Source organism: Pantoea sp. JZ2, assembly GCF_035191405.1.
Taxonomy (GTDB): domain Bacteria; phylum Pseudomonadota; class Gammaproteobacteria; order Enterobacterales; family Enterobacteriaceae; genus Pantoea; species Pantoea stewartii.
Map to the genome: position 1 here is coordinate 1,165,677 of NZ_CP045247.1, position 26,197 is coordinate 1,191,873.

A 26,197-nucleotide genomic window follows, 5' to 3' on the forward strand; every position below is an offset into this window, starting at 1 on the left:
CGGAACAGAGTTGTAAAGTGAATTAGCAATTCCTTCATGGTGAGTCGTTAGCACCCTGCGTTGTACAAGAATTTCATAATGCATCCGTAGCTCAGCTGGATAGAGTACTCGGCTACGAACCGAGCGGTCGGAGGTTCGAATCCTCCCGGATGCACCATACTTTCCAGTATGGACGTGTGTTCCTGGTCTGTAAGACATTTAATCTGTCAGTCAGAACCAGGGAGGATAACGTTGCGACAGCAACAGCCCGAAGGGTAAGGCGCCAGCCGAATCATCCTCCCGGATACACCATTCTTCGTATTATCCCCAGGTTGATTTCTGCCGTTCCATAAAAGATTTCTAAATGCATCCGTAGCTCAGCTGGATAGAGTACTCGGCTACGAACCGAGCGGTCGGAGGTTCGAATCCTCCCGGATGCACCATACTTTTCGGTGTGGACGTGTGTTCCTGGTCTGTAAGCCAATCAGTCTGGCAGTCAGAACCAACGTTGCGTCAGCAACGGACAGAAGGATAAGGCGCGAGCCGAATCATCCTCTTGGATGCACCATTCTTCGTATTATCCCCAGACTGGCTTCTGCCGTCCCATAAAGCTTTCTAAATGCATCCGTAGCTCAGCTGGATAGAGTACTCGGCTACGAACCGAGCGGTCGGAGGTTCGAATCCTCCCGGATGCACCATACTTTTCAGTGTGGACGTGTGTTCCTGGTCTGTAAGCCATTCAGTCTGTCAGTCAGAACCAGAGAGGATAACGTTGCGACAGCAACGGCCCGAAGGGTAAGGCGTCAGCCGAATCATCCTCCCGGATGCACCCTACTTTTCAGTACGAACATGTGTTCCTGGTCTGTAAGCCATTCAGTCTGTCAGTCAGAACCAGCGTTGCGTCAGCAACGGCCCGAAGGGTAAGGCGCGAGCCGAATCATCCTCCCGGTGTATCGCGATTAATCTTCAAACGCCTTTTCTCTGCGCTCCACCTGACAGTCCACACAACCTCGCCACGCGTGCTAAACGCAAAAGCAAGGATTGGCGTCGTGTATTTCATTCAACGCCGTCCTGGTGCAGCAGGTGCGTAACAGCCAGCCTTACCGTCGCAATCCAGAACGCCAACTTAACTGTTTTAGTCATAAACATAGTATTGAATTCCTCTCGATCAGGCTGATTTTGTAAGGAATATCGTGTTTATCGCGACGTAAACTTTCTGTCCCGGATGGCAGGCACTTCGGCTTTCTTAACATAATGCTTACGTTCTGCTTTCCTGCTAAAACCATTGGAAATTCGAAGGGTTACAGGCTTTCCATCACGATCACCTTTATCTGAAAACTAAAATAGCTAATGCTTTCAAAGCATTTGCTGTTCATCCCGCCTGGCGACAACCTACGCACATTCAGCTAAAGTAGTGGCTCATTTGTTGGAGGTCCTCTGTGACAATCTACGATCAATACGACGCCCTGATTTTCGATATGGACGGGACTATTCTTGATACAGAACCGACACATCGAAAAGCGTGGCGTCAGGTGCTGACGCGTTATGGCTTAACGTTTGATGAAGCGCGCATGATGGATTTCAATGGTGCGCCATCATGGCGGCTGGCGCAGCTAATTGTCGAAACCAATAACGCCGATCACGATCCTTATCTGCTTGCCGCAGAAAAAACGGCAGCAGTGAAAGCGATGCTGCTGGAAAATGTCCAGCCGCTTCCGTTAATGGACGTCGTTAAGGCTTATCACGGACGTCGACCACTGGCTGTTGGCACCGGTAGCCAGCACGCCATGGCAGATGCACTTCTTAATCATCTGGGTGTCAGAGATCTCTTCTCGGCGGTGGTTGGGGCGGATGACGTCGAGCATCACAAACCGGAGCCCGAGACGTTCCTGCGCTGTGCGGCATTACTGGGCGTTGAACCGGCGCGTTGTGTGGTATTTGAAGACGCAGATTTTGGCGTACAGGCAGCGAAAGCCGCAGGTATGGCAGTGGTTGATGTCCGTCTGCTGTGAGCGAGACGCTGGCATATCTGTCTTTATTGAGCAGCAGCTTTCTTAGTGCGACGCTACTTCCGGGTAGTTCAGAGGCGCTGTTGGTTGCATTGCTGATCGCGAAAAGCGCATCAGTTTACGGGTTGATTGGAGTCGCATCGTTAGGGAATACCCTGGGTGGCTTGACCAACATAATTTTGGGTCGCTTATTGCCGTTAAAACGTCAGGGGCAATGGCATGAAACAGCAATGGCATGGTTGCAGCGGCTTGGGCCGGCGGCTTTGTTATTGAGTTGGTTGCCGGTAGTGGGTGATTTGCTCTGCGTGCTTGCAGGCTGGTTGCGTTTTGCCTGGCTACCTACTGTGCTGTTTCTGGCGATTGGCAAAACTCTGCGTTACATCGTTATTGCGACCGCCACATTACAGGGCATGGAATGGTGGCATTGATTCGTACAGATTCGGGGCTAGGGTTAACACTATGCTGAACAAAAATAAATTATTCACACAGCCGGAGGTTAATGTGATCCCCGACGTATCAAAAGCGTTATCCTGGCTGGAGGCGCATCCTGATGCATTAAAAGGCATTGGTCGTGGCATCGAACGTGAAACGTTGCGCGTGCAGCCGGATGGACATCTTGCAACGACTGCGCATCCTGCGTCGCTCGGATCGGCGCTTAAGCATGACTGGATCACCACTGACTTTGCTGAGACGCTGTTGGAGTTCATTACCCCAGTCGATCACAGCATTGAGCATATGCTGGCGTTTTTGCGCGATGTCCACCGCCATGTTGCGGATGAGCTCGGTGACGAACGCATGTGGCCTTTCAGCATGCCTTGCCTGATTGAGGACGCCAATAAGATTACGCTGGCGCAGTATGGCACATCGAATATTGGTCGGATGAAAACGCTGTATCGCCAGGGGCTTAAAAACCGCTATGGTGCGCTGATGCAAACCATCTCCGGCATTCACTATAATTTCTCTCTGCCGCTGTCGTTCTGGCAGGCATGGGCAGACGTAAAAGATTACGAAAGTGGTAAAGAGACGATTTCTGCGGGCTATCTGCGCCTGATTCGTAACTATTATCGCTTTGGCTGGGTCATTCCTTATTTGTTTGGCGCATCACCTGCTATCTGCTCCAGCTTCCTGCAGGGCAAAGAAAGCGCACTGCCGTTTAAACACGATGACAAAGGCACGCTGTGGTTGCCTTACGCGACATCGTTACGTCTGAGCGACCTGGGTTACACCAACAAGTCACAAAGCGCATTGGGCATTACCTTTAATTCCCTTGAGGGTTACGTCAGCGCACTGAAAAAAGCGATTAAAACGCCTTCAGAAGACTTTGTGAAGATGGGCACCCGGGATGCTGAGGGCAACTGGTTACAGCTGAATACCAACGTATTGCAGATTGAAAATGAACTCTATGCGCCGATTCGTCCGAAACGCGTTACCCGTTCCGGAGAAGCTCCATCAGATGCGCTGTTACGGGGTGGTATTGAGTACATTGAAGTGCGTTCCATGGACATTAATCCCTTCTCACCTGTTGGTGTGGATGAGAATCAGGTCCGCTTCCTCGATCTGTTCCTGATCTGGTGCACGCTGGCAGACGCGCCTGAAATGAGCGCTGATGAATTACAATGTAGCCGGCAGAACTGGAACCGCGTGGTGCTGGAAGGACGTAAGCCTGACCTGAAGATTGCGGTAGGATGTGGTGAGGCGGAATATTCACTGCGCGAGGTGGGCAAAACCTTGTTCGCCGACCTGCGCCGCGTCGCAGAAGCGCTGGACAGTAATCAGGGCACCACTGAATATCAGCAGGTCTGCGATGAACTGGTAGCATCCTTTGACGATCCTGAGCTAACCTATTCGGCGCGTATTCTGAATGCCATGAAAGAACACGGCGTAACGGGCACGGGGATTATGCTGGCGGAACAGTATCGTCAGTTGCTGGTTAATGAGCCGCTGGAAGTGTTAAAGCCAGAAGACTTTGCGCAACAGGCGCAGGCATCTGTTGCGGCGCAACAGCAGCTCGAAGCGAGTGATACGCTGGATTTTGAAACCTATCTGGCCAGCCGGGAAGGGTAGAAAAGAAAAAGGCCACATCACTGTGGCCAAATTAACATCTCTGTTGTCAGGGATGGATGATAACAAATGCGCGTCTTTCATATATTCAGACGCTGGGCGATCGGAAAAGTTTCATCGTTCATAAAAAATTTTTCAGACTAAGAGGTGACGTATGCCATTACTGGATAGTTTTACTGTAGATCATACCATCATGGCCGCGCCCGCCGTGCGTGTTGCAAAAACCATGAAGACGCCGCATGGCGATACGATTACCGTTTTCGATCTGCGTTTTTGTCGCCCCAATATCGATATTCTGACTGAACGTGGCATCCATACGCTTGAGCATCTGTTTGCAGGTTTTATGCGTAACCACCTCAACGGTGATGGCGTAGAAATTGTCGATATTTCACCTATGGGTTGCCGTACCGGCTTCTACATGAGCCTGATTGGTGCGCCAGATGAGCAACGTGTGGCACAGGCCTGGAAAGGCGCGATGGAAGATGTGCTGAAAGTGAAAGATCAGAACCAGATTCCTGAGCTGAATGAATACCAGTGTGGAAGTTACAAGCTGCATTCGCTGGATGAAGCGCAGCAAATTGCCCGTAATGTGCTGGCACAGGAGATCGGCGTTAACCATAATGACGATCTGAAACTGCCTGCTGAAAAGCTGAAAGAGCTGCACATCTAGTCTGGGCTGTTCTCACAAAAACGCCGCGCATACGCGGCGTTTTTTATTGGGTTACGGCTCGCCGTTTATGCAAAAAGCCGGAGCCAGGCCAATAAAAAGCCGCCCTAAAAGGCGGCTTTATTCTGCTCAGGAGCCTACAGACTGTTTAAGCGGCGTCTGTGGCGTAATGCGCACCTGCTTAATCATATTATCCTGCACATCCAGGATATCGACGTCGTAATGATTCACCCGGACTCGCGTATTAACGGTGGGGATCTCTTCCAGCGCCTCCAGCAGCATGCCGTTAATCGTGCGCGCTTCCTGCTCGGGTAACTGCCAGTTGAAAGCTTTGTTGATCTCACGAATATTGGCGCTGCCTTCAATGAGCACCGAGCCATCGTTTTGCGGCATGACCTCTTCGGCCAGCGACGGCGACATCGAGGTAGTGAAGTCCCCGACAATTTCTTCCAGAATATCCTCGATAGAGATTAACCCTTTAATATCGCCATATTCATCAACGACCAGACCGGTCTTTTTCTTGTTGCGCTGAAACTTCACCAACTGTGTATTAAGCGGAGTGCCTTCCGGGATGTAGTAAATTTCATCAGCGGCACGCAGCAACATCTCTTTAGTGAACTCTTTTTTCTCCGTCATCATGCGCCAGGCTTCACGCACGCGCAGCATGCCCACGCAGTCATCCAGTGAGTCGCGGAACAGTACAATACGACCGTGCGGTGAGTGGCTGAGCTGACGAATCACGGATTTCCAGTCGTCATTGATATTGATGCCGACGATTTCATTGCGTGGCACCATAATATCGTCCACGCTGACCTTTTCCAGGTCCAGTACGGACAGCAACATGTCCTGGTTGCGTCGGGACATGTGCGTACGTGATTCATAAACGATAGTGCGCAGTTCCTCTTTACTTAACGCGGAACTGATAGCCCCTTCAGCCCGAATGCCGACAAGACGCATCAGTAGACGCGTAATGGTATTCAGTAACCAGACCAGCGGCAGCATAACGTACTGCAGCGGGCCCAGCAGAAAGCTACTGGGATAGGCGACTTTTTCTGGATAAAGTGCAGCAACGGTTTTAGGGAGCACCTCGGCAAAAACCAGCACGACAAAGGTCAGAACACCCGTCGCAATCGCCACACCGGCGTCACCATACAGGCGCATTCCCACAATGGTGCCAATGGCGGACGCAAGGATATTGACCAGGTTATTCCCGATGAGCACCAGACTGATAAGGCGATCGGGACGCTTTAACAACTTTTCAACGCGGCGGGCGGCGCGGTGACCATTTTTTGCCTGATGACGCAATTTATACCGATTGAGCGTCATCATGCCGGTCTCAGAACCCGAAAAGTAGGCTGAAACCAACACCATGATGATGAGCGTGACAATCAGGGTCGTGGTCGAAACATGTTCCACCGCAAAACTTCCTTTTGATTAAGAACTGTGAATAAGCAGATGCTGAAGCACGCGACTGCCGAAATAAGCCATCGTCAGCAGCACAGCGCCGCTGCAGTTGAACCACACCACACGGCGACCGCGCCAGCCTTCATGATAGTGGCCCCAGAGCAAAACGATATAGACAAACCAGGCAATAATGGACAGCACGGCTTTATCCACGTTCTCGGCGCTGAACAGATCGTGCATATAGAACAGGCCCGTACACAGCACCAGCGTCAGTAACACCACGCCTACCTGGGTGATGTGGAACATCTTCCGTTCAATGGTCAGCAGCGGTGGCATATCCTGCGTGAAGGCCAGCTTTTTGTTTTTCAACTGGTAGTCAATCCATGCCAGCTGTAACGCATACAACGCAGCAATAATCAGCGTGGCATAGGCAAACAGCGACAGGCCAATGTGGATCATAATGCCTGGCGTTGTTTCAAGATGGGTAATGAATGCGTTCGGTACAAATGTGGCAAAAGCCAGGTTAATTAAGGCAAAGCTGTAGACAATCGGCAGCAGTAACCAGCCACGATTCCGTGAGGCAACAATGGTCATAATGGCACAGATCAGCAGGCTGACCAGCGAACCAATATTCAGCAGGCTGAGGTTTTGCCCGCCATCGACAGCGAAAATTCGTTGCTGCAGGGCGACGGCGTGGGTGACAAGCGCCACACAGGCCGACAACACAGCTAACCGACGCCAGCCGCTTTGACGTTTCAACAGGCTGGGGATGATGAGTGCAAGACTCAGGGAGTAGGCGAACAGCGCCACAATCGCGAAAACGGACATAGTTCCTTTCAGGCATCAGTCAGATAAAGGAAAAGGGCAGTATAGCGCCAGGCGAAGCAGGCTCCAAACGATCTGAGGTGGAATTGAAGAGATCGGCTCGGCTTCGTGTTATAATCCGCCGCATTCTGCCGATATGGCGCCTCGCGATTTTTTTTAAGTGAGAGACAATGTTTGACAATTTAACCGATCGTTTGTCGCAAACCCTGCGCAATATCAGCGGCCGCGGAAGGCTGACTGAAGACAACATCAAAGACACGCTGCGCGAAGTGCGCATGGCATTGCTGGAAGCTGACGTTGCGCTGCCGGTGGTGCGGGATTTCATTAACCGCGTAAAAGAAAGCGCGGTGGGCCATGACGTCAATAAAAGCCTGACGCCGGGGCAGGAATTTATCAAAATCGTCCGCAATGAACTGGTTGCGGCGATGGGCGCAGAAAACAACGCGCTGGATCTGGCCGCGCAGCCGCCGGCTGTCGTGCTGATGGCGGGCCTGCAGGGTGCGGGTAAAACCACCAGTGTGGGTAAGCTGGGTAAATTCCTGCGTGAAAAGCACAAGAAAAAAGTGCTGGTGGTGTCTGCGGATGTTTATCGCCCGGCGGCGATCAAACAGCTGGAAACCCTGGCACAACAGGTGGGGGTGGATTTCTGCCCGTCCGATCTGAGCCAGAAGCCTGTTGATATCGTCAACAACGCGCTGCGTGAAGCCAAACTCAAGTTTTACGATGTATTGCTGGTGGATACCGCAGGTCGTCTGCACGTAGACGAAGCGATGATGGACGAGATTAAACAGGTTCATGCCGCGATTAATCCGGTTGAAACCCTGTTTGTCGTGGATGCCATGACCGGTCAGGATGCGGCGAATACCGCGAAGGCCTTTAATGAAGCGCTGCCGCTGACCGGGGTTATCCTGACGAAAGTGGATGGTGACGCGCGCGGCGGTGCCGCGCTGTCGATTCGCCATATCACGGGCAAGCCAATCAAGTTTATGGGGATGGGCGAGAAGACCGATGCGCTGGAAGCGTTTTATCCGGACCGTATCGCCTCACGCATCCTTGGTATGGGCGACGTCCTCTCGCTTATTGAAGATATCGAGAGCAAAGTTGACCGCGCGCAAGCGGAAAAACTGGCGAAGAAGCTGAAAACCGGCGACGGTTTTGATCTCAATGATTTCCTTGAGCAACTGAAGCAGATGCGCAACATGGGCGGAATGGCGAGCCTGATGGGCAAGCTGCCGGGCATGGGGCAACTGCCTGACAACGTGAAATCGCAGATGGATGACAAAGTGCTGGTGCGCATGGAAGCCATCATCAATTCAATGACGCGCAAAGAGCGCGAAAAACCAGAAATCATCAAAGGCTCACGTAAGCGCCGTATTGCCACCGGCTCCGGTATGCAGGTGCAGGACGTTAACCGCTTATTAAAGCAGTTCGACGACATGCAGCGGATGATGAAGAAAATGAAGAAGGGCGGAATGGCGAAAATGATGCGCGGCATGAAAGGTATGATGCCGCCAGGTTTCCCCGGACGCTAAGGGGTTCCACAAAAAAGCCTGGGATGGCTCAGTTTAGGTTGCTTTTTGCGCCAAAATGAGTAAAATTTTCGGGCTTTTTATACAGCACCCGGACCCCGTTCCTCGATGGGGGCCGGGTGTTTTATTAACTGAAGAGGATGTTATGGTAACAATTCGTTTGGCACGTCACGGCGCTAAAAAGCGTCCGTTCTATCAGGTCGTCGTTACTGACAGCCGCAATGCACGCAACGGTCGCTTCATCGAGCGCGTAGGTTTCTTCAACCCGATCGCTTCTGGTCAGGCTGAAGCACTGCGTCTGGATCTGGATCGTATCGAGCACTGGGTTGGCCAGGGCGCAACGCTTTCTGATCGCGTTAACGCGCTGATCAAAGAAGCAAAGAAAGCAGCTTAATCTGTCACGGTGGTGAGCATGAGCAGACAACTTGCCGCACAGGCACCTGTTAACCCGATTGTATTGGGCAAAATGGGCGCTGCATACGGCATTCGCGGCTGGCTCAAAGTGTTTTCCTCCACTGAAGACGCTGAAAGCATCTTTGACTACCAACCCTGGTTTATCCAGCGCGCCGGTAAATGGCAGCAGGTGGAACTGGATAGTTGGAAGCACCACAATCAGGACCTGATCATCAAAGTCAAAGGCATTGACGATCGGGATGCGGCGGCACAGTTGACCAATTGCGAAATTCAGGTCGACTCTACGCAACTGCCTGCGCTGGAAAACGGTGAGTACTACTGGAAAGACCTGATGGGTTGCAAGGTGGTCAACGTTGAAGGCTACGAGCTGGGTAAAGTCATCGATATGATGGAAACCGGTTCGAACGACGTTCTCGTCGTGAAGGCAAACCTGAAAGATGCGTTTGGTGTACAGGAGCGGTTAATTCCGTTTCTTGATGAACAGGTTATCAAGAAAGTCGATCTCGCTACTGGCCTTATTGAAGTAGATTGGGATCCTGGTTTTTGATCTCCGAATCAAACGGTAACGTAACGGCGAAAACAATGTGGATTGGTGTAATTAGCCTGTTTCCAGAAATGTTTCGCGCTATTACCGATTACGGGGTAACTGGCCGGGCAGTAAAAAATGGCCTGCTCAGCGTTCAAAGCTGGAGTCCACGTGACTTCACGCACGACCGGCACCGTACTGTGGACGATCGTCCTTATGGTGGCGGACCGGGAATGCTGATGATGGTACAACCTTTACGGGATGCCATCTCCGCAGCGAAAGCAGCGGCGGGAGAGGGTGCCAGGGTGATATATCTTTCACCTCAGGGGCGCAAACTGGACCAACAGGGCGTTTGCGAACTGGCGTCACGCGACAAGTTAATTCTTGTTTGTGGCCGCTATGAAGGGATTGATGAGCGCGTAATCCAGACCGAAATTGATGAAGAATGGTCAATCGGTGATTACGTTCTCAGCGGTGGGGAACTGCCCGCAATGACGATGATTGACGCAGTTGCCCGGTTCATTCCGGGAGTACTCGGCAAGCAGGCGTCAGCCGATGAGGATTCGTTCTCGGAGGGATTGCTGGATTGTCCACACTATACCCGACCTGAAGTGTTAGAAGGGATGGAGGTTCCGCCAGTATTACTGTCGGGCAACCATGCCGATATTCGCCAGTGGCGCCTGAAACAGTCGCTAGGCCGTACCTGGCTGAGAAGACCTGAACTTCTGGAAAACCTGGCTCTGACTGAAGAGCAAGCAAGGTTGCTTAAGGCGTTCCAACAGGAACACCAGCAACAAAACGATGATGCGGAAGAGTAATCTTCCCTGACTATCAGTTTACCCAGGATAAGAGATTTAATTATGAGCAACATTATTAAGCAAATTGAACAAGAGCAGATGAAACAGGACGTACCTTCCTTCCGTCCGGGTGATACCGTGGAAGTGAAAGTATGGGTCGTTGAAGGTTCTAAAAAACGTCTGCAGGCATTCGAGGGCGTGGTTATCGCTATTCGTAACCGCGGTCTGCACTCTGCATTCACTGTTCGCAAAATTTCTAACGGCGAAGGCGTTGAGCGTGTCTTCCAGACTCACTCTCCGGTAATTGACAGCATCGCTGTTAAACGTCGTGGCGCTGTGCGTAAAGCCAAACTGTACTACCTGCGTGAGCGTACTGGTAAGTCTGCTCGTATCAAAGAGCGTCTTAGCTAAGGTATCGCTAACGCGACATCTAAAAGTTAATAGCAAACAAGGGGTTGGCAGCATGCCAGCCCCTTTTTTTATTGCCAGAGAAACGCTTTTACAGAAAAGACTTACCCGATGCAGCCCGCAGTCCGGGTCTGTCGGCCTGACAGGGCTGATTGTCGTTTAGGATGACGAATCCCGGCGTGAAGGACGATCACGATCACTCCCGTCAGCAAGGGATGGCGTCTCTGCCGGTGTTTTCAGGTAACATGTGTCCCGCCGTTCGCGCGTTGAAGACAGGGCCGTACTGCAAAATAAAAGCACGCTGTTATGAGCGGCTGCATAAATATTGCCTCCCCGATTTTCGTCGTCTCGCCCATGAGAGGGGTTGCCCGGGAAGGTGCGCATTATCATAAGGACAGGTTGTGAAGGACGCTCTTTTTTTTCTTTCTGGATTTTTACTTTCCATCGCCTCATTTCGTTCAGCCCGCTATGCGCTGGAAGGCAACAGCAATCTATGGCTTTGCCGCATTCTGACCGTGCTGTGGTCCCTCATGGTGTTCGTGTTGTTTCCCCTGTTTCTCGCCATTGGATTATATGGTCCGGCCCTGATTCTGGTGGCGCTGAACCTCATCATTGTCTGGGCTGGCCGTGAACACAGAAAGGAAATGGCGCGTAAGAAGCAGAAAGCCACGGCTGTTAAGCCGCATATCCCGTTAGTTGATGTGGATATGCCCTGGCTGAACATGAAAGAGATCGGCTTCAGTTATTTTGACTATGAGGGCAAGGTCGTTTACCAACGCGTCGATGTGGAATCCTGCGATGGGCGATTTATTAAAGGTTATAGTCATTTTTACAGAGAGTTACGCGCATTCGAACTGGACCGGATTGAGTACGGCATGGTTATTGTCTGGCGGACAAATGAAAGCATGACCGTTGACGACTGGCTTATCGCTTATGTTGAGGCTTATAGCCTCTGAGAACGCCCGGCTGACCTGACATCAGGGGCGCTGAAAATGATAGATCGCCGCGTTTACTGGCCCGCTGTCCAGGACAATTAAGCCATAACGGTAATCGATAAAGCGCCCACCGCTTTTTTCTGCCACTCGCCGGCTGGCATAGTTGTTCTCCACCGCCAGCAGTTCGATTGCCTGCACATCCGGCCGCGCAAAGCCAAATTCCAGTAATAACTTCACCGCCTGCGTAGCCACGCCCTGGCGCTGTGCATCGCTGCGCACCCAGTAACCGAGGGAACACAACGCGCCCGGCTCGCTGGCAAAACGAAAACCAGCACCGCCTAACAGACGATCCTGCGCATCCACAATCGCAAACTCTTCTGATTCTCGTACCGCCCGTTGTAAGTGGGTAAAGCGAATCCAGCTTTCGGCCTCATGAGGCTGATAGTTTTCGTGTGCCCAGCTCATCCAGGGCAAAAGGGTATCAAGTGAGGCATTTACCGCCGCGGTAAATGCCTCGACATCGTTTAACTGAAAAGGACGTAGCCGGATTGTTGGTGGGATCTGAACCATATTTCTGCCTCTCTGTGGGAATGCGCTTATCTTAACAGGCGATACCGCCACGTAAAATTCTTGTATGTATATTAAAGTTTACACATTCAGCGACTTTTGAGTTCTTTTGTTTTTTATTAATATTATGTTTTTATTGGTATTTAATTTATTTTGCCAATGATTTTATGGTTAGTGGTAAATAAAGTGTACATCCAGCATTGTTGCGTGTATCAGTTATGGTACAGTAGTGCCACATCCTCTGTGAGGATCCTGTAAACGCATAAATGAGTGTAAAGGACAGCAAGATGCAAAAAGACGCGCTAAACAATGTTCACATTGCGAATGAACAAGTGTTGATCACCCCTGAAGAGCTGAAAACCAAGTTTCCGTTAAGCCCTGCGCAGCAGGCGCAAATCGCGGCATCGCGCCAGACCATTGCCGATATCATTGCCGGTCGCGATCCACGCCTGTTAGTGGTGTGCGGTCCTTGCTCTATTCATGACACAGAAGCCGCTCTTGATTATGCGCGTCGTTTAAAAACTCTTTCCGAAACGGTGAGTGATCAACTCTATCTTGTTATGCGCGTCTACTTTGAGAAACCCCGCACAACCGTTGGCTGGAAGGGGTTGATCAACGATCCTTACATGGATAACTCATTTGATATGGAAGCAGGGCTGCATATTGCACGTGAATTGCTGGTTAATCTGGTCGACATGGGCCTGCCTTTAGCTACGGAAGCGCTGGATCCTAACAGCCCACAGTATCTGGGCGATCTCTTCAGCTGGTCGGCGATCGGTGCGCGTACAACGGAATCGCAAACGCACCGTGAGATGGCGTCAGGACTCTCCATGCCGGTTGGCTTCAAAAACGGGACTGATGGCAGCCTGGGCACGGCGATTAATGCCATGCGTGCGGCGGCGATGCCTCACCGGTTTGTCGGGATCAATCAGTCGGGCCAGGTCTGCCTGCTGCAAACGCAGGGTAACCCGGATGGCCACGTCATTTTACGCGGAGGAAAAGCGCCCAACTACAGCCCTGAAGATGTGGCGCAGTGCGAAGCCGCCATGCTAAAAGCGGGACTCCGTCCGGCCTTAATGATAGATTGCAGCCATGGTAACTCCGATAAAGATTACCGCCGTCAGCCCGGTGTAGCGGAATCTGCCGTTGCGCAAATCAAACAAGGTAACCGCTCAATTATTGGCTTGATGCTGGAAAGTCACATCCATGAAGGCAACCAGTCTTCTGAGCAGCCGCGCAGCGAGATGAAGTACGGTGTTTCCGTCACGGATGCCTGCATCAACTGGCAGGTTACCGAAGATTTACTGCGTGGCATGCATCATGAGCTACAAGGGGCGCTGGCGGCGCGTTTTTCACACGAGGTCTGATAGGTAATGGTCGCGGAACTAAACGCATTACGTGAACAAATTGATACGGTAGATAAAGCTTTACTGGATCTGCTGGCAAAACGTCTGGAACTGGTCGCTGAAGTGGGTGAAGTCAAAAGCCGCCATGGTTTGCCGGTCTATGTCCCTGAACGTGAAGCATCGATGCTGGCGTCGCGTCGTAAAGAAGCTGAGGCCCTTGGTGTTCCTGCGGACTTGATCGAAGACGTATTACGCCGGGTGATGCGTGAATCTTATGCCAGCGAAAACGATAAAGGTTTTAAAACATTGTGTCCTGCGCTTCGCCCAATCGTGATTATCGGCGGTGAAGGGCAGATGGGGCGCCTGTTCAATAAAATGCTGACGTTGTCTGGCTATGCGGTAAAGACGCTGGACAAAGATGACTGGGACAAGGCGGATACATTGCTGGCGGATGCCGGTATGGTGATGATCAGTGTCCCTATTCATCTGACAGAGGCGGTGATTAACCGGCTTCCTCCCTTGCCGGATGACTGCATACTGGTGGATCTTGCCTCGGTTAAACATCGCCCTTTGCAGGCGATGCTGGCCGCACATCGCGGGCCAGTATTGGGTCTGCATCCAATGTTTGGGCCTGACAGCGGCAGCCTGGCCAAGCAGGTTGTGGTCTGGTGTGATGGGCGACAACCGGAAGCCTACCAGTGGTTTCTGGAGCAGATCCAGGTCTGGGGCGCGCGCCTTCATCGTATCGGTGCGGAAGAGCACGATCAGAACATGGCCTTTATTCAGGCCCTGCGCCATTTTGCGACGTTTGCTTATGGGCTGCATCTGGCGGAAGAGAACGTCAATCTTGACCAACTACTGGCGTTGTCATCGCCTATCTACCGGCTGGAGCTGGCAATGGTTGGGCGCCTGTTTGCTCAGGATCCCCAGCTCTATGCGGATATCATCATGTCGTCTGAAAATAACCTGAATCTTATCAAGCGGTATTATCAGCGATTTGGCGAAGCGATTGCTTTGCTGGAACAAGGCGATAAGCACGCCTTTATCGCCAGCTTCAATCGGGTTGAGGCCTGGTTTGGCGATCACGCAAAACGCTTTTTGGTTGAAAGCAGAAGCTTACTGCGATCGGCTAACGACAGCCGTCCTTAAAAGCAAAAGGCATCCAACCGGATGCCTTTTTCATTTCTATTGCTTGGGTTCCACAGGAATCACATTCTCACTGGGATAGCAGCCAAGAACTTTCAGTGAACGCGTCATGGCGCGAAGTTCTTCCAGTGCCTGCTGCATTTTCTCAGACTGCAAATTACCCTGCACATCCAGATAAAACATCTCTTCCCAGGGATTGCCGTTAATTGGACGGGATTCCAGCTTGCTCATGATGAGATTGTGCTGGCGCAGGACCAAAAGGGCGTCAACCAGTGCACCTGCCTGTTGACCGGTTGCCATGATCAGCGTGGTTTTGGCCGAAATCTGATCGGAGACATCAATAGGTTTGCGTGCCAGAACAATAAAGCGAGTATGGTTCTGCTGCTGGTTAGCCAGATGGCGCTCAAGCACGCGTAACTGATAAAGCTCACCTCCGGCCTCACTGCCGATAGCCGCAACCTTCGGCGAGTTGAGCGCGGCCACTTTTTCCATCGCGGCGGCGGTACTTTCTGTGTAAACAATATTCCAGTGTGGAAAACGGTTGATAAAGTGGCTGGACTGCTGGAAAGGCTGTGGGTGGCTGTAAACCGTTTCGATTTGTTCCAGGTCGCTCGGGCCGCTCACCAGCATGCAGTGCTCAATGGGCAACGTCATTTCACCGACAATCGACAAATTGGTCTGTTGAAGCAGGTCATAAACATCATTGATGGAGCCGGAACTGGTGTTTTCGATGGGCAGGACAGCGTAGTCTGCCGCGTTGTTCTCAACCTGTTTAATAATGTCGTGGAATTTCAGGCAACCGCATTCCACCATGCTGTCGAAATGGCGGGCAGCATACTGTCGCGCAGCCAGATGAGAATAAGAGCCCTTTGGCCCTAAAAACGCGATGCGCGCAGCCTGTGCATGCGGATGGTTCAGGTTCTTTTGCAGCAATGCCTGCTGTGTCAGCACGGAGTCTTCAATGACTAACTGAAACAGACGGGTAATGTAATGCGCATCTAACTGATGCTTTTTGCCCAGCACAATAAGGTGTTCGATCAGCGCGCGCTCACGTTCGATATCACGGACAGGACGATGGGTGGCGAGTTTCGCTTCTGCCACCTCCACAGCCAGCAAACGCCGTTCGGCAAGTAACGTCAGTAGTTTTTCGTCCACGGCGCTGATTTTTTCACGCAGCGCCAGAAGCGGATTGTCCGGGGTCATAAGGCTCACCTGTAAGCTATCCAATAAAAAAGCCTCCCGATTGGGAGGCTTTGTTGTTCGTCTTCGCTTTCTTTTTACACGACGAATGGCCTCCCGTTCAGGGGAAGGTAAAAAAGAAAGCGAAGAAAAACGACAGTATTTTCATGAGGCGTTCCAAAATTGAGCTGACCTGAGAGTAACCGTACTCACGAAAAGCTGTCAACAAAAAACGCGCCCGGAGGAGCACTGCATAACGTCGAATAGACATTTATTTTTTTATATTCAATGCGTTATGAATTTATCTGAAAATGGATATCATCCTAATAAAGACTAAAACACCCTAAGACACCCCAGCCTGTGGACATGATATGGACACTCCGCCTCTTAGAGGATTGAAATTGATCGCATCAGTGAGGTAGTCAGGGGCGAAGTGTGCGTAAACCATTGTTTGTTCAATTCTGGTATGGCCTAGGATTCTTTGAAGAGTGACGATATTGCCACCGTTAATCATGAAATGAGTTGCGAAGGTATGGCGTAATACATGTACAGCCTGTCCTCGCGGTAGGCTAGGTTTTATCTGTTTTAGCACGCTTCGCAAGATGGAATATTTTGCATCAAATAGCTTTCCTGATTTGCGAGTTAGTATGTAGTCGGCTACTTCTTGAGATATCGGAACAGTCCTTTGTGGCCCCGTCTTTGTTTCAACAAAAGTAACACGGTTGTTCACTACATTTTCGGCCCGGAGGCCGCTGGCCTCACCCCATCTTGCTCCTGTATTGAGGCAGAGAACGGCGACCCGGTGCTCATCTCCAGTCAGATTTTCAAGTAGAAGAGTAATTTCTTCATCCTGGAGAAATGACATTTCTTTGGATTTGACCTTTAACTTTTTGATTTCGTGAATAGGGTTATCAGAATGAAACTCTTCTACCTTCGCCAATAGTTCAAAAACGCTTGAAAGAATTGAAAAATCTCTGTTGAGTGTTCCTGGTGATACCTGTTGCAGCCTCTCTGAACGAAATCCCATAAGAAATTTTTTTGTGAGCATATAAACGCGAGGAAAACCCATCTCGCGATCAACCTTCTCAAGCCGCTGTTTGTATGATTCCCCATATTTATGATTTCGTCCGTGATAATGCCACCATAGAGTAATCAGTTCTGATAAGGGGCGATGATCAACAGGTCGAGGCGCCCATTCTTTATTATGGAAATTAGTGAGCACGTATCTTTCGAAAATCTCTGCTTCTGATTTCCGATTGAATTTTCTACGAATGCGTTTTCCTCGTGCGCCCTGGGGCCTGACGTCTACCTCATACCGCCCGTCATCGAGTTTTTTGATTGACATGGAAATCCTCTCCGGCATCGCAATCATTATGTAAGTTTTGCGCTAACGCATAGAAAAAAAAGATGTTTAGCCAGTTTTTCGGCTGGAACGGGCTGATGTCATGTTGTCGTGCCCATCAGGGGAGAGAGACGGGGACACCTGCCCCGCAATTGGTGCCGTCTTGTTTGTCATCAACCAGAGTGTATATTTTTCAAACGTATTCACCTCAATAACACTTTCCATAACTTCTGCACGAGCTGGCTGATGGCCAGTTTCGTACTTTTTAATTGTCCCAAGGGCAACCCCAGTAAGCTCTGCAAATTCTTTTTGAGTTAACCCTTCTGCTTTCCGGATCTGCCGGAGTTTGTCCGCATAATTTCTTGACATGGTTCTTGTATCGCAACTATCATTGGTTCTCACGGAAGAACCCTAAAAAAAGAACCCTAGAGCGTCTTAAAGCGCCCTAGGAACCCAAACTAACGGAGGATACCACAGATGAAGGAGCCAGCAGAAAACGCGCTTTCAGACCTGGTAACGCCAGAACTTTTTGCTGCATATATAGGCAAAACACCCGCAGCGATTCGCAAAATGGCTATGGCTGGAAAATTGCCGGTGATCCGCATGAAAGACCCTCTGAACCCATCAAAGAAAGGTGGGGAAATCTATATTCATCGGGGGGAATGGGATGCATATGCAGCACATTTGGCCCAGATTGCGCCGCCTGAATGGCATGACTGGAAGAACCGTTTATTCACGACAGATAAAAGCGCTCGTTAGTAAAATAAATACCATTGGGTCTAATGATGAAAACTAAATACGCCACTCTCATTCGTAGCCTGTTGCAAAATTATCATGCACAGGCAAAAGCAATTGATAAAGAAACATTCTCTGTCCACAGTGATGGTTTACAGTTAATGGAATTGAATATTCAACTGGCGAAATGTCTTGAGGGAATAACGTCTACAGCTCGCTTTAATAACGACAGTGATGATTTTGAGGAGTTGCACAAAATCACACTTATGGTCTTTGGCGGTAATATCCCAACTGAAAACAACATTTCCGGGCTTATGTCGTTGGCGACTTCCGAATTGAAGAGTATTAACTCGCATCTTAAACCTGTTGCAGCCTCCCCACGTTAAGGAACCGATATGAAACATTTAATGATTGACCTTGAAACTATGGATAATAAACCAACTGCGGCGATTACTTCTATCGGTGCTGTTTTTTTCAATCCGGAAACCGGCGAAATGGGTGAGCAGTTTTATCAGCGTGTAAGCCTGGACAGCTGCGTAGGACACGGCCTCACAATGGGGGCTGATACTGTGCGTTGGTGGATGCGTCAGGATGCAGAGGCACGTAGCGAACTGCTGAATGATGATTGCCTGGATTTGCCTCTGGCGTTAGCGAATCTGGAAGCCTTTATTACTGAAGGTTCTGACCCATCTAAAGTGCAGGTATGGGGGAATGGTGCAGCCTTCGACAACGTTATTTTACGTAATGCAGCGGAGAAGTGCGGATTCACAGACCCATTGTGGAACTACTGGAATGACCGTGATGTAAGAACGGTTGTTGAGTTGTCCAAAACGCTTGGGCTGAATGTTCGTAATATTATCCAATTTGAAGGTGTTAAACATCACGCCTTATATGATGCCATTCATCAGGCAAAAATTGTTTCTTACGTCTGGATGTATCTCATTAAAATAGCCAGTGTGAAATAACTATGCTGACAGTGACCTCTCATGCAAGTGAAAGTGTCATATGCAAGGCATTTTCTGTGCTGACGGAATATTACAGCGGCAAAAAAGTATATCAGGTTATAAAACCGCATCATTATTTTTCTGTGCATGTCTCTTATCGCTGGCGGTTACTGAGTAAAGATAAGGGCAGGCATTGGGAGTTAATGACGCATGAGCGATATAACAAACAATACCGAATATAGTTTTTTGCCTTTCACACCTTTCTACATCTGGATTAATTATGAATGCCACAATACAGCAGGACGTTGTGCGCCGGCTCGTTCAGGATTTTGAATTCAAGGAACGGGATAAATATTTGCAGCAGGGCATTTGCCCTAAATGCCATAAACGCGAGTTATTCACCAGCATAGAAAAGCCGTGGATCCTGAAGTGTGGCCGCGAAAACAACTGCGGCCATCAGGTCGTTGTAAAAGAGCAGTACCCTGAAATCTTTGAGGACTGGTCTAAGCGGTACCAGGACACGCCTGAAACCCCACACGCTGCCGCTGAGGCGTATCTGCGTGAGGCGCGGGGGCTGGATACTGAACCGCTGAAAGGTTGCTTTACCCAGGGCGCGTTCGCCAAAGATGGCATGGGGTCGGCTACCGTCAGATTTAAGCTGGCCTGTGGTGCGACGTGGGAGCGCATCATCGACCAGCCGCAGCGTTTCGGTAAACAGAAAGCGAACATCAAAGGAAGCTACGTTGGTCACTGGTGGGTTCCGCCGTCCGTAAACCTGCTGGAAGTGAATGATATCTGGATCACTGAGGGCATATTCAATGCACTGAGTCTGTGCCAGGCGGGTTTACCCGCTGTAGCCACGCTGAGCAGCAACAATTACCCACTGGCGGCGCTGGATACCCTGGCTAAAGAGCTGGGTGAGAAACCCCGCCCACGCCTGATATGGGCGTTTGATGGCGACAAAGCCGGCACAAAGCATACGCTGGCCTTTGCTGCACGTAGCGAGGAAGCCGGCTGGAAGGTTCGCGCGGCGCAGCCGGTGAAAACATCCTCCAGCCTGGACTGGAATGACCTGCTGTTACGTGGCCGTCTTGGCAAATCGGACATCAAAAATTATCGCTACTATGGCGATATCCTGCTGGCGAAAAGCCCGACTGAAAAAGCGCTGCTCATGCATCAGCATAACGAATGGCATTCGTTTTACTTTGAGCATAACTCCCGCATGTACTGGTTTGAACTGGATCTGGACAGGTATATGCGAGCCTATGAACGCATCACCAATACCGGTACCGAAGTGGTGATGGAGTGGGAGGCTAAAGAGCGGGCCGTTAAAGAATCAGGTGGTGTGACCGAAATCGCCAACTGCTGGCTGACGCCGCTTTACTTCCAACGATCTGAACCTACGGACGAGTCCTGGTATTACGTGAAGGTCAATATGCCGAACCGGCCAGCCGTAAAAGACATCTTCACGGCCAATCAGCTCACCAGCTCCGCCGAGTTCAAAAAGCGTCTACTGCACATCGCCAAAGGGGCGGTTTACACCGGTAGTACTAAACAGCTGGATAAGTTCATTCAGATGCGCCTCCCGGAAATCAAAGAGGTTAAGACGCAGAATTTCATAGGCTATAACAAGGATTATGCCGCCTGGCTGTATAACCGCGTGGCTGTTTGCGATGGCCGATTGTACGAAATGAACGATGAAGATTACTTCGAAATTAACAGTGCCAGCGTCAAGAGCCTGAGCCTCACGCCGTCGCTGGATCTGAATCCGAAGCTGAACGAATTTACCACGGGCTGGGTGGACGATATCTGGACGGCTTTTGGTGAAAAAGGGTATGTGGCGCTGGCGTTCTGGCTGGGGTCGCTGTTTGCTGAGCAAATCCGCGAGCGTGATAAATCTTTCCCGTTCCTTGAAATCGTGGGGGAGCCAGGAACGGGTAAATCGACGCTGATTGAATTTCTATGGAAGCTCGCCGGCCGTGAAGAGTATGAAGGGTTTGACCCTTCGAAATCTACCGCCGCCGCGCGTGGCCGTAACTTTGCTCAGGTCGGTAACTTGCCGGTGGTTTTAATCGAAGGCGATCGCACCACCGATAACGCCAAACAACGCGCTTTTGACTGGGACGAACTGAAATCACTGTACAACGGCCGCGCTTCCCGCGCCGTGGGTATCAAATCGAACAATAACGAGACTTACGAGCCGCCATTCAGGGGCAGCATAGTGATAGCGCAGAACGCCGACACGGACGGCAGTAAGGCGTTTCTGGAGCGTATTATCCACATCTATACCGACAAGCGCGGCCAGTCCATTCAGACCCGCTATGCCGCAGAGCGCCTTGAACAGATTCCGGTCAGCCAGGTATCCGGGTTTACACTGCTGGCCACCATGCGCGAAAAAGAAATCATGAAGGTGTTCGGCCATGGCTACGAACACGCCCGCAGTGAGCTGGAGTCTAATACCAACATTCGCCATATTCGTATCGCCAAAAACCACGCGCAGCTGGTCGGATTGCTGGAAGCGCTGGCGCTGGTTGTGCCGGTACCGGTGGAACGCATTGAGAAGACCCGCGAGGCCATCACCGCGCTGGCCGTGGAACGTTGCCAGGCGCTTAAAAAGGATCACCCTCTGGTGCAGGAGTTTTGGGAGCTGTTTGATTATCTCGACGAGCTGGCACCGTACGGCATCAACCATTCATCGGATGAAGGGGAAATTGCGGTCAACTTTAACCACCTTGAAGAAGTCGCCGCCGCCCACCGGCAGCGTATTCCGTTTACGTTAACCGAGATTAAAAAGTTGCTTAAAAACGGCAATGAACGCCGTTTTATTGACACAAAAACCACGCGTAGCGCGGTAAGCGAACGCCACAACCGTGGCAAAGGTGAAATGCAAAGAATGCCGGATACATTCCGTTGCTGGATATTCCGTAGGGAGAAATAACGGTGGGTAGACGTTCATTTATTCATGAGTTGTATCAGTCTTATGCAACTGAGCGTGCAAACCGGCACGAGCGATATATGCGGAATGTCCGTGCAGTTTGCTCCCGTTCTGGTGGCTATTCACGGTATAAGCAGGACAGCGAAAAATATTTCAGGAACAGCTGGCGCAGGAACCGGAGATGTTTCAACCGGACTTTTCTGCGCCTGTATGACCTTTGGCCTGCCGGCAAAATTTATACGGTGGCTGACGGTAAAATAACTGATATCAGGGGTAAAAACTCAGTGCCGTAAGCCCTCCGAAGGGGACTCAGGCCGCGATGCCTGCTTTCAGTAGATCCAGCGTCATTTGCTTTTGTTCAGGCGAGAAGGAATTGAGGATAGTCTGCACCATCAAGTCCCCGGTTTTGGCACTGGGGCTTAACGTGTGTGAAAACGTCAGGTTAAGCACGAAGGTGTGACCACATTCCACGTCGGAACAGGCGCAGTAAATATCTGAAATATGGCGGTGCTTGGGGTTGGTCTTTCTGATGATCGCCTTTGCCCCGCATTCCGGACATTTTACTTTTAGTACCCGCATATTCCGCGCTCCATGAACCTGAAAACGCCTATATTTTAGCCTTTTTTCCGGCATTAATCACCTTCCAGCTCGCTGTCTTTCAGGTAATTCAGGTACAAATGTTGTGGAATATCTGGCTGATTTGCCACCGCCGCCGCAAACATGCGCTGGATGGGCAGAACTTCAGCTTTACAGTAGGTTTTAGCCGCTTTCTCAATATCTCCCATCACAGCGCCGTTCGTCGGGATAATCCCCGCCAGCCCTGCCGGAAAGCGATGCGCGGTCAGTACGTCCTGGGCGCTGATGTTCTTGATATTCTGAAACTCATCTTTGGCGCTGATATCGCCAATCGGGATAAATTTGATACCATCCGGATCGCCTTTTGGGATATTCACGAACATGGTGCTGAAGTTCCCGATCCCCTTCGACTGTTCCAGCTTGCTGATAATATCTTCTTCCACTTCGTCGGTCATGTTCGGGTCATTGGAATAGATAATGCCCCCGGTATGTGCGCCATTGTGGTAATAGCGGCGACGGAAGATTGTCGCTTCACCGTTCAGCAGTGCGGAGTGAATGCCGCTGATGTAGTCCGGCAGGCCGTAAACCGCCTGTTGCGGGTCGTACTGCTTCAGGAAAATGATATCTTCAGGCGGGTAAATCACCGGTTCAGCCTGTTGCAGCACGACAAACTCCCCCGTTTTACGCTGGCGGGTATACAGCGCCGGCAGCGGATACAGCTCCACTACATCCCCCCAGCCGTTGCGCACCTTCAGAATGGCCACATCACCAAACGTCAGCCAGTCGAATACCGCCGCGCCCAGCTGTTCATGCGTCAGCCCACCATTTTCGTAGTTTGCCGTTACCATGTTGCGGCGGGCATACAGTACGCCGCCGTGCTGTGCATTCAGGTTAACCAACTGTGCCAGCGCCAGCCGGTCAATCGGCAGCGTCCAGTGCTCTGCCTCGTTGTCGTACCAGACATCGGTATAGTTTGTGCCAGTGGTCAGAATGGGTTCAGGCTTACCCAGGCTGATAAGGCTCATATGACGTGGTTTTGGGGCGCTGCGGCGTTCCCTGAATTTGCGTTTCTTCATGCTGCTTTCCCTAAGTTTCCCCAGCGGGATTTACGCTGGTTTCCGTAATTAAGTGGTTCATTGTCGATAGCGTGGGCGATAGCCCAGAAACTGTCTGCGTGTCCTGTTTCTGCGGTGCGGTCAGCAACGAACGTCATCGCGTTGCCACTGGCCGTAGACGTACGGCGGATGGTCATAAAGCTGGCGGCGATTTCCGTCTGCTCCTTATCCCATTCCACGCGGCCGTCTTCGATAACGTCGATCATCTTCATTACCAGGCGGTTTTTCGTCTCGACGCCGTAGCGGATCGCGACAGCCTGGCGCATGGCAAAGTGCTGAACATCTTCAAAGACACCGCTTCCCAGCCCGGTGATATCAATGCCGATGTAGGTCATGTTGTACTGGCCAGACAGCTTCTTGATTTGTGCGGCCTGCCACTTCCAGTTCATTCCCTGCCAGTGGAAAACGCGCAGCACGCGAAACTTTTCTACGGCCAGTATTGGCGGCGCAATAATCACAAAGGTGGACGTATCGCCGCTGCGGGCCGGGTCGTAGCCGGCCCACACTTCGCGGTTGCCGAACGGCCGGGGCAGGTTTTCGTCATGGTCTTCCCAGGTGGCAGGATCGACACAACAGCGTTCAACATGGGAAAACGAGAATACGCTGTCCTTACTGTCCACGAACACGCACATGTAAAGCATGTTGAACGTATCGCGGTTGTAGCGGTTGCGTAGCTTCCCGATGCTGGCCAGATTAAAACCGCCAGCGATCGCATCTTCCATCGTGATGATGTAGCGCCACTGACCGTCAGGGCAGAGCCGCCCACCGTTGCGCAGTTCCTTCTCTGTGGGGAACTCGACCCGGGCGCGTTTTTTGTCGCCACGCTTCCACTCTTCCCCCGTCCAGAACGGATATGCCTGGTGGGTTTTGCTGCTTGGCGTGGAAAAGTAGGTGGTGCGCCATTTGTCGTGTGTGGCCATCGCACTGGCCACTTCATTCAGTCTGGCGAAGTTCGGCACCCAGAAATATTCATCGCAGTACAGGTGGCCGCTGTAGGACTGGGCGGTATTCTTGTTGGTGGACAGGAAGCGCAGCTCCGCGCCGTTGGACAGGCGGATGGGGTTGCCCGTGAGTTCCACGCCGAAATACTGCTCTGCGATGTTCACGATATAGCTGCGGAAGACTTCCGCCTGGGCTTTGGATGCCGAGAGGAAGATTTGCGGATCGCCAGTCATCACCGCATTCTCAAAGGCTTCAAACGAAAAATACCAGGTCGCGCCAATCTGGCGGCTTTTAAGTATATTTCTGACCTGCCGGTGAAGGTTCGCTCTCAGGTGTTTCTGGTAGCCGAACAGGGTCTCCAGCGCGAACCGGTCGAAGTCCTCCTGAGCGAGTTTGCTGATATCGTTCTTTTTGTATTTTCCGCGTTTACGCGATCTTTCGCCGTCGCCGGACTGCCGCGACGCAACTGCATCACCTTCAGTGTGTTTAATTTCAGCCAGCTTTTCCTGATGCTTGTTATGCTGCGCACGGAGTTTCACCAGATGCGCCACAAGACTGTCCAGCTCGCGCAGCTCCAGCTCCGACTTGCCCTCACGCAGCGTCAGCGACTGCACCCGGCGATTGAGCGCGTCTTCCGTGGATTCGTGGCTGAGCAGTTCCGCCCAGGCATATTTCTCCGCCCAGTAATAGACGATACGCCGGTTGGGTAAATTAAGTTCACTGGCTATTTCCTGCGGGGTATAGCGCTTCAGGTAAAGCGCCCGCGCTACACCTTTTAATTCTTCGCTGTATTTCGCCATTGGCTTCCGTGCCTTTATGTCCGTTTTATTTAACAAGCGAATTATTCAGCAATTCAGCCGCAAGTTTTGAAAATTAATTCTGTTTGATTCGGTTAACTGGTATATCCGAATTTCTCCGAAATAACTGGAATGCGAAGATACCTTTTATTGGTGATACTGAAACCCGCAGAATGAACGGAGGCAATATGTCAGGTTCACAACTGGCAACAAACTGGGTTTGTATCGCCACTGCGGGTGAAACGGTTGATAAGCGAGCCATTGAAGAACAATGGTTACTTGATGCAGCTGAATTATATGATCCCAATGTATATACCGCGCTGTTATGGCCGGAGCATACCCGAAATTTCGGGAATATGGGTGAAGTGCTGGAAGTAAAAACCGGGCGGGATGATGAGGGTATTCTTCGTTTATATGCCCGTCTCTGTCCGGCAATTGCATTGCTTCAGGCAAATGCGAAGGGTCAGCTTTTATTTTTATCACCGGAGTTTACACCGGACGGCAATTTCAGAAGTACAGGGAAAACCTATCTGGAAGGGCTGGCTGTTACTGACAGTCCGGCCGGGGTAAATACCACACGGCTACGTTTCAGCCGCACAAAGGGAAAGCGCATCGGCCCATATAAGCCGCTCGCGTTTGATGAAGTCAGGGAATTTAAAAAGGAAAAGGGAATGTCAAAAACAGCGAAAAAAGGCTGGCGTCATTTTTTCAGCATTGAAGAGCCGGAAGAAACGCAACCAGAGGAAACCGTACCGTCTGATGCCATGCAGGCGCTGGCCGATGCGCTGGCATCGCTGGAAGACCGTGTGAGCGCGATTGAATCCGCTATGACCGATGTGCAGGACGATGTGGGTACCGTGAAAGAGGTGGTGGATACCGAAGATTTCGCGCGTCTGGTCGGCAACCTGCCGGAGCTGGTGAAGGGCTTCAGCAAGCTGAACGAGAAGGTCACTAAGCTGCCGAACAAGCAGTTCAGCAAGGGCAAAAAAGGCTTCAACTTCCTGTAAGGGATGATGCTG

27 protein-coding genes, 3 tRNA genes and 1 other annotated feature are annotated in these 26,197 nt (G+C 51.1%); of the genes, 20 read left to right on the forward strand and 10 right to left on the reverse strand.

Annotated elements, in window-relative coordinates:
• Positions 1-80: 80 nt before the first annotated feature.
• The 7 genes from GC087_RS05725 to luxS all read left to right on the forward strand — a co-directional run bounded on the left by GC087_RS05725 (position 81) and on the right by luxS (position 4,719).
• Positions 81-157 (forward strand) — tRNA-Arg (locus tag GC087_RS05725).
• A 188-nt stretch (positions 158-345) separates the two neighbouring features.
• A tRNA-Arg gene (locus tag GC087_RS05730) sits at positions 346-422 on the forward strand.
• 178 nt (positions 423-600) lie between these two features.
• Positions 601-677 (forward strand) — tRNA-Arg (locus GC087_RS05735).
• A gap of 747 nt (positions 678-1,424) precedes the next feature.
• A complete protein-coding gene (gene yqaB / locus GC087_RS05740; protein ID WP_044242548.1) occupies positions 1,425-1,991 on the forward strand; it encodes a fructose-1-phosphate/6-phosphogluconate phosphatase in 567 nt (188 codons plus the stop codon).
• Positions 1,988-2,416, forward strand: a complete 429-nt coding sequence (locus GC087_RS05745) for a YqaA family protein (RefSeq protein WP_033739521.1) — start codon at positions 1,988-1,990, stop codon at positions 2,414-2,416. Before yqaB ends, GC087_RS05745 begins: the two co-directional genes overlap by 4 nt.
• A 31-nt stretch (positions 2,417-2,447) precedes the next feature.
• On the forward strand, positions 2,448-4,052 hold the full coding sequence (gene gshA, locus GC087_RS05750; protein WP_033739518.1) for a glutamate--cysteine ligase: 1,605 nt from the start codon (positions 2,448-2,450) through the stop codon (positions 4,050-4,052).
• Between the two features lie 151 nt (positions 4,053-4,203).
• Positions 4,204-4,719: an S-ribosylhomocysteine lyase gene (gene luxS / locus GC087_RS05755; RefSeq protein WP_006120714.1), complete on the forward strand. Its 516-nt coding sequence runs from the start codon at positions 4,204-4,206 to the stop codon at positions 4,717-4,719.
• Positions 4,720-4,845: 126 nt separating this feature from the next.
• Here luxS and GC087_RS05760 read toward each other — a convergent pair whose 3' ends face one another.
• Positions 4,846-6,132 (reverse strand): HlyC/CorC family transporter, encoded by a 1,287-nt coding sequence (locus GC087_RS05760; protein ID WP_033739517.1) that lies wholly within the window; start codon positions 6,130-6,132, stop codon positions 4,846-4,848.
• A gap of 18 nt (positions 6,133-6,150) precedes the next feature.
• Positions 6,151-6,948, reverse strand: coding sequence for a cytochrome C assembly family protein (locus GC087_RS05765; protein ID WP_006120712.1), 798 nt, complete (start codon positions 6,946-6,948; stop codon positions 6,151-6,153).
• 167 nt (positions 6,949-7,115) lie between these two features.
• Here GC087_RS05765 and ffh point away from each other — a divergent pair, with 167 nt between their 5' ends.
• The 6 genes from ffh (at position 7,116) to GC087_RS05795 (ending at position 11,575) form a co-directional block, all read left to right on the forward strand.
• Complete coding sequence (gene ffh, locus GC087_RS05770) at positions 7,116-8,477, forward strand: signal recognition particle protein (RefSeq protein ID WP_006120711.1); 1,362 nt, start codon at positions 7,116-7,118, stop codon at positions 8,475-8,477.
• Positions 8,478-8,619: 142 nt separating this feature from the next.
• Positions 8,620-8,868, forward strand: coding sequence for a 30S ribosomal protein S16 (gene rpsP / locus GC087_RS05775; protein WP_033739514.1), 249 nt, complete (start codon positions 8,620-8,622; stop codon positions 8,866-8,868).
• Between the two features lie 18 nt (positions 8,869-8,886).
• Positions 8,887-9,435, forward strand: coding sequence for a ribosome maturation factor RimM (gene rimM / locus GC087_RS05780; protein WP_006120709.1), 549 nt, complete (start codon positions 8,887-8,889; stop codon positions 9,433-9,435).
• A 35-nt stretch (positions 9,436-9,470) separates the two neighbouring features.
• A complete protein-coding gene (gene trmD, locus GC087_RS05785) occupies positions 9,471-10,232 on the forward strand; it encodes a tRNA (guanosine(37)-N1)-methyltransferase TrmD (RefSeq protein ID WP_050504850.1) in 762 nt (253 codons plus the stop codon).
• 42 nt (positions 10,233-10,274) lie between these two features.
• A complete protein-coding gene (gene rplS, locus GC087_RS05790) occupies positions 10,275-10,622 on the forward strand; it encodes a 50S ribosomal protein L19 (RefSeq protein WP_006120707.1) in 348 nt (115 codons plus the stop codon).
• A 398-nt stretch (positions 10,623-11,020) separates the two neighbouring features.
• A complete protein-coding gene (locus tag GC087_RS05795) occupies positions 11,021-11,575 on the forward strand; it encodes a hypothetical protein (protein ID WP_033739511.1) in 555 nt (184 codons plus the stop codon).
• Between the two features lie 21 nt (positions 11,576-11,596).
• Here the strand turns inward: GC087_RS05795 and GC087_RS05800 are convergent, their stop codons facing one another.
• On the reverse strand, positions 11,597-12,124 hold the full coding sequence (locus GC087_RS05800) for a GNAT family N-acetyltransferase (RefSeq protein WP_324029905.1): 528 nt from the start codon (positions 12,122-12,124) through the stop codon (positions 11,597-11,599).
• Positions 12,125-12,408: 284 nt separating this feature from the next.
• On the opposite strand from GC087_RS05800, the gene GC087_RS05805 reads away from it, so the two are divergent.
• Together GC087_RS05805 and tyrA are read left to right on the forward strand one after the other, a co-directional pair.
• The gene (locus GC087_RS05805; RefSeq protein ID WP_033739508.1) at positions 12,409-13,488 is read left to right on the forward strand and encodes a 3-deoxy-7-phosphoheptulonate synthase; all 1,080 of its coding nucleotides are present in this window, start codon (positions 12,409-12,411) and stop codon (positions 13,486-13,488) included.
• 6 nt (positions 13,489-13,494) lie between these two features.
• Positions 13,495-14,616, forward strand: coding sequence for a bifunctional chorismate mutase/prephenate dehydrogenase (tyrA, locus tag GC087_RS05810; RefSeq protein ID WP_006120703.1), 1,122 nt, complete (start codon positions 13,495-13,497; stop codon positions 14,614-14,616).
• 36 nt (positions 14,617-14,652) lie between these two features.
• Here tyrA and pheA read toward each other — a convergent pair whose 3' ends face one another.
• The 4 genes from pheA to GC087_RS05830 form a co-directional block, all read right to left on the reverse strand.
• Positions 14,653-15,816, reverse strand: coding sequence for a bifunctional chorismate mutase/prephenate dehydratase (gene pheA / locus GC087_RS05815; RefSeq protein ID WP_033739505.1), 1,164 nt, complete (start codon positions 15,814-15,816; stop codon positions 14,653-14,655).
• Between the two features lie 22 nt (positions 15,817-15,838).
• Positions 15,839-15,962 (reverse strand) — a sequence feature (Phe leader region).
• Positions 15,914-15,961, reverse strand: a complete 48-nt coding sequence (locus GC087_RS05820) for a hypothetical protein (RefSeq protein ID WP_193750318.1) — start codon at positions 15,959-15,961, stop codon at positions 15,914-15,916. Its footprint overlaps the feature before it by 48 nt.
• A 173-nt stretch (positions 15,963-16,135) precedes the next feature.
• Positions 16,136-17,137, reverse strand: a complete 1,002-nt coding sequence (locus GC087_RS05825; protein ID WP_324029907.1) for a phage integrase — start codon at positions 17,135-17,137, stop codon at positions 16,136-16,138.
• A gap of 66 nt (positions 17,138-17,203) precedes the next feature.
• Positions 17,204-17,503 (reverse strand): helix-turn-helix domain-containing protein, encoded by a 300-nt coding sequence (locus GC087_RS05830; protein WP_324029909.1) that lies wholly within the window; start codon positions 17,501-17,503, stop codon positions 17,204-17,206.
• A 108-nt stretch (positions 17,504-17,611) separates the two neighbouring features.
• Between GC087_RS05830 and GC087_RS05835 the strand changes: the two genes are divergently transcribed.
• From GC087_RS05835 to GC087_RS05850, 4 genes are all read left to right on the forward strand, one after another.
• Positions 17,612-17,893 (forward strand): Cox family DNA-binding protein, encoded by a 282-nt coding sequence (locus tag GC087_RS05835; protein ID WP_086626625.1) that lies wholly within the window; start codon positions 17,612-17,614, stop codon positions 17,891-17,893.
• A gap of 23 nt (positions 17,894-17,916) precedes the next feature.
• Positions 17,917-18,255, forward strand: coding sequence for a hypothetical protein (locus GC087_RS05840; protein WP_324029911.1), 339 nt, complete (start codon positions 17,917-17,919; stop codon positions 18,253-18,255).
• A 9-nt stretch (positions 18,256-18,264) separates the two neighbouring features.
• On the forward strand, positions 18,265-18,834 hold the full coding sequence (locus tag GC087_RS05845; RefSeq protein WP_324029913.1) for a 3'-5' exonuclease: 570 nt from the start codon (positions 18,265-18,267) through the stop codon (positions 18,832-18,834).
• A gap of 259 nt (positions 18,835-19,093) precedes the next feature.
• The gene (locus tag GC087_RS05850) at positions 19,094-21,751 is read left to right on the forward strand and encodes a toprim domain-containing protein (protein ID WP_324029914.1); all 2,658 of its coding nucleotides are present in this window, start codon (positions 19,094-19,096) and stop codon (positions 21,749-21,751) included.
• 306 nt (positions 21,752-22,057) lie between these two features.
• Here GC087_RS05850 and GC087_RS05855 read toward each other — a convergent pair whose 3' ends face one another.
• From GC087_RS05855 to GC087_RS05865, 3 genes are read right to left on the reverse strand one after another with little or no spacing between them, the layout of a single operon-like run.
• Positions 22,058-22,381 carry an Ogr/Delta-like zinc finger protein gene (locus GC087_RS05855; protein ID WP_416383428.1) on the reverse strand — a complete coding sequence of 108 codons (324 nt, stop codon included), beginning with the start codon at positions 22,379-22,381 and terminating at the stop codon, positions 22,058-22,060.
• Positions 22,381-23,400 (reverse strand): phage portal protein, encoded by a 1,020-nt coding sequence (locus GC087_RS05860; protein WP_324029915.1) that lies wholly within the window; start codon positions 23,398-23,400, stop codon positions 22,381-22,383. Before GC087_RS05860 ends, GC087_RS05855 begins: the two co-directional genes overlap by 1 nt.
• Positions 23,397-25,181: a terminase large subunit domain-containing protein gene (locus GC087_RS05865; protein ID WP_324029916.1), complete on the reverse strand. Its 1,785-nt coding sequence runs from the start codon at positions 25,179-25,181 to the stop codon at positions 23,397-23,399. The genes GC087_RS05860 and GC087_RS05865 overlap by 4 nt, the downstream gene beginning before the upstream one ends.
• 185 nt (positions 25,182-25,366) lie before the next feature.
• Here GC087_RS05865 and GC087_RS05870 point away from each other — a divergent pair, with 185 nt between their 5' ends.
• On the forward strand, positions 25,367-26,185 hold the full coding sequence (locus GC087_RS05870; RefSeq protein WP_324029918.1) for a GPO family capsid scaffolding protein: 819 nt from the start codon (positions 25,367-25,369) through the stop codon (positions 26,183-26,185).
• Positions 26,186-26,197 lie beyond the last annotated feature (12 nt).

Excerpts from the sequence above, each read along its gene's own strand:
- gshA (WP_033739518.1), top strand. The coding sequence starts at position 2,448 with ATGCTGAACAAAAATAAATTATTCACACAGCCGGAGGTTAATGTGATC.
- luxS (WP_006120714.1), top strand. The coding sequence starts at position 4,204 with ATGCCATTACTGGATAGTTTTACTGTAGATCATACCATCATGGCCGCG.
- GC087_RS05765 (WP_006120712.1), bottom strand. The coding sequence starts at position 6,948 with ATGTCCGTTTTCGCGATTGTGGCGCTGTTCGCCTACTCCCTGAGTCTT.
- ffh (WP_006120711.1), top strand. The coding sequence starts at position 7,116 with ATGTTTGACAATTTAACCGATCGTTTGTCGCAAACCCTGCGCAATATC.
- rpsP (WP_033739514.1), top strand. The coding sequence starts at position 8,620 with ATGGTAACAATTCGTTTGGCACGTCACGGCGCTAAAAAGCGTCCGTTC.
- rimM (WP_006120709.1), top strand. The coding sequence starts at position 8,887 with ATGAGCAGACAACTTGCCGCACAGGCACCTGTTAACCCGATTGTATTG.
- trmD (WP_050504850.1), top strand. The coding sequence starts at position 9,471 with ATGTGGATTGGTGTAATTAGCCTGTTTCCAGAAATGTTTCGCGCTATT.
- rplS (WP_006120707.1), top strand. The coding sequence starts at position 10,275 with ATGAGCAACATTATTAAGCAAATTGAACAAGAGCAGATGAAACAGGAC.
- GC087_RS05800 (WP_324029905.1), bottom strand. The coding sequence starts at position 12,124 with ATGGTTCAGATCCCACCAACAATCCGGCTACGTCCTTTTCAGTTAAAC.
- GC087_RS05805 (WP_033739508.1), top strand. The coding sequence starts at position 12,409 with ATGCAAAAAGACGCGCTAAACAATGTTCACATTGCGAATGAACAAGTG.
- tyrA (WP_006120703.1), top strand. The coding sequence starts at position 13,495 with ATGGTCGCGGAACTAAACGCATTACGTGAACAAATTGATACGGTAGAT.
- pheA (WP_033739505.1), bottom strand. The coding sequence starts at position 15,816 with ATGACCCCGGACAATCCGCTTCTGGCGCTGCGTGAAAAAATCAGCGCC.
- GC087_RS05825 (WP_324029907.1), bottom strand. The coding sequence starts at position 17,137 with ATGTCAATCAAAAAACTCGATGACGGGCGGTATGAGGTAGACGTCAGG.
- GC087_RS05830 (WP_324029909.1), bottom strand. The coding sequence starts at position 17,503 with ATGTCAAGAAATTATGCGGACAAACTCCGGCAGATCCGGAAAGCAGAA.
- GC087_RS05835 (WP_086626625.1), top strand. The coding sequence starts at position 17,612 with ATGAAGGAGCCAGCAGAAAACGCGCTTTCAGACCTGGTAACGCCAGAA.
- GC087_RS05840 (WP_324029911.1), top strand. The coding sequence starts at position 17,917 with ATGATGAAAACTAAATACGCCACTCTCATTCGTAGCCTGTTGCAAAAT.
- GC087_RS05845 (WP_324029913.1), top strand. The coding sequence starts at position 18,265 with ATGAAACATTTAATGATTGACCTTGAAACTATGGATAATAAACCAACT.
- GC087_RS05850 (WP_324029914.1), top strand. The coding sequence starts at position 19,094 with ATGAATGCCACAATACAGCAGGACGTTGTGCGCCGGCTCGTTCAGGAT.
- GC087_RS05855 (WP_416383428.1), bottom strand. The coding sequence starts at position 22,381 with ATGCCGGAAAAAAGGCTAAAATATAGGCGTTTTCAGGTTCATGGAGCG.
- GC087_RS05860 (WP_324029915.1), bottom strand. The coding sequence starts at position 23,400 with ATGAAGAAACGCAAATTCAGGGAACGCCGCAGCGCCCCAAAACCACGT.
- GC087_RS05865 (WP_324029916.1), bottom strand. The coding sequence starts at position 25,181 with ATGGCGAAATACAGCGAAGAATTAAAAGGTGTAGCGCGGGCGCTTTAC.
- GC087_RS05870 (WP_324029918.1), top strand. The coding sequence starts at position 25,367 with ATGTCAGGTTCACAACTGGCAACAAACTGGGTTTGTATCGCCACTGCG.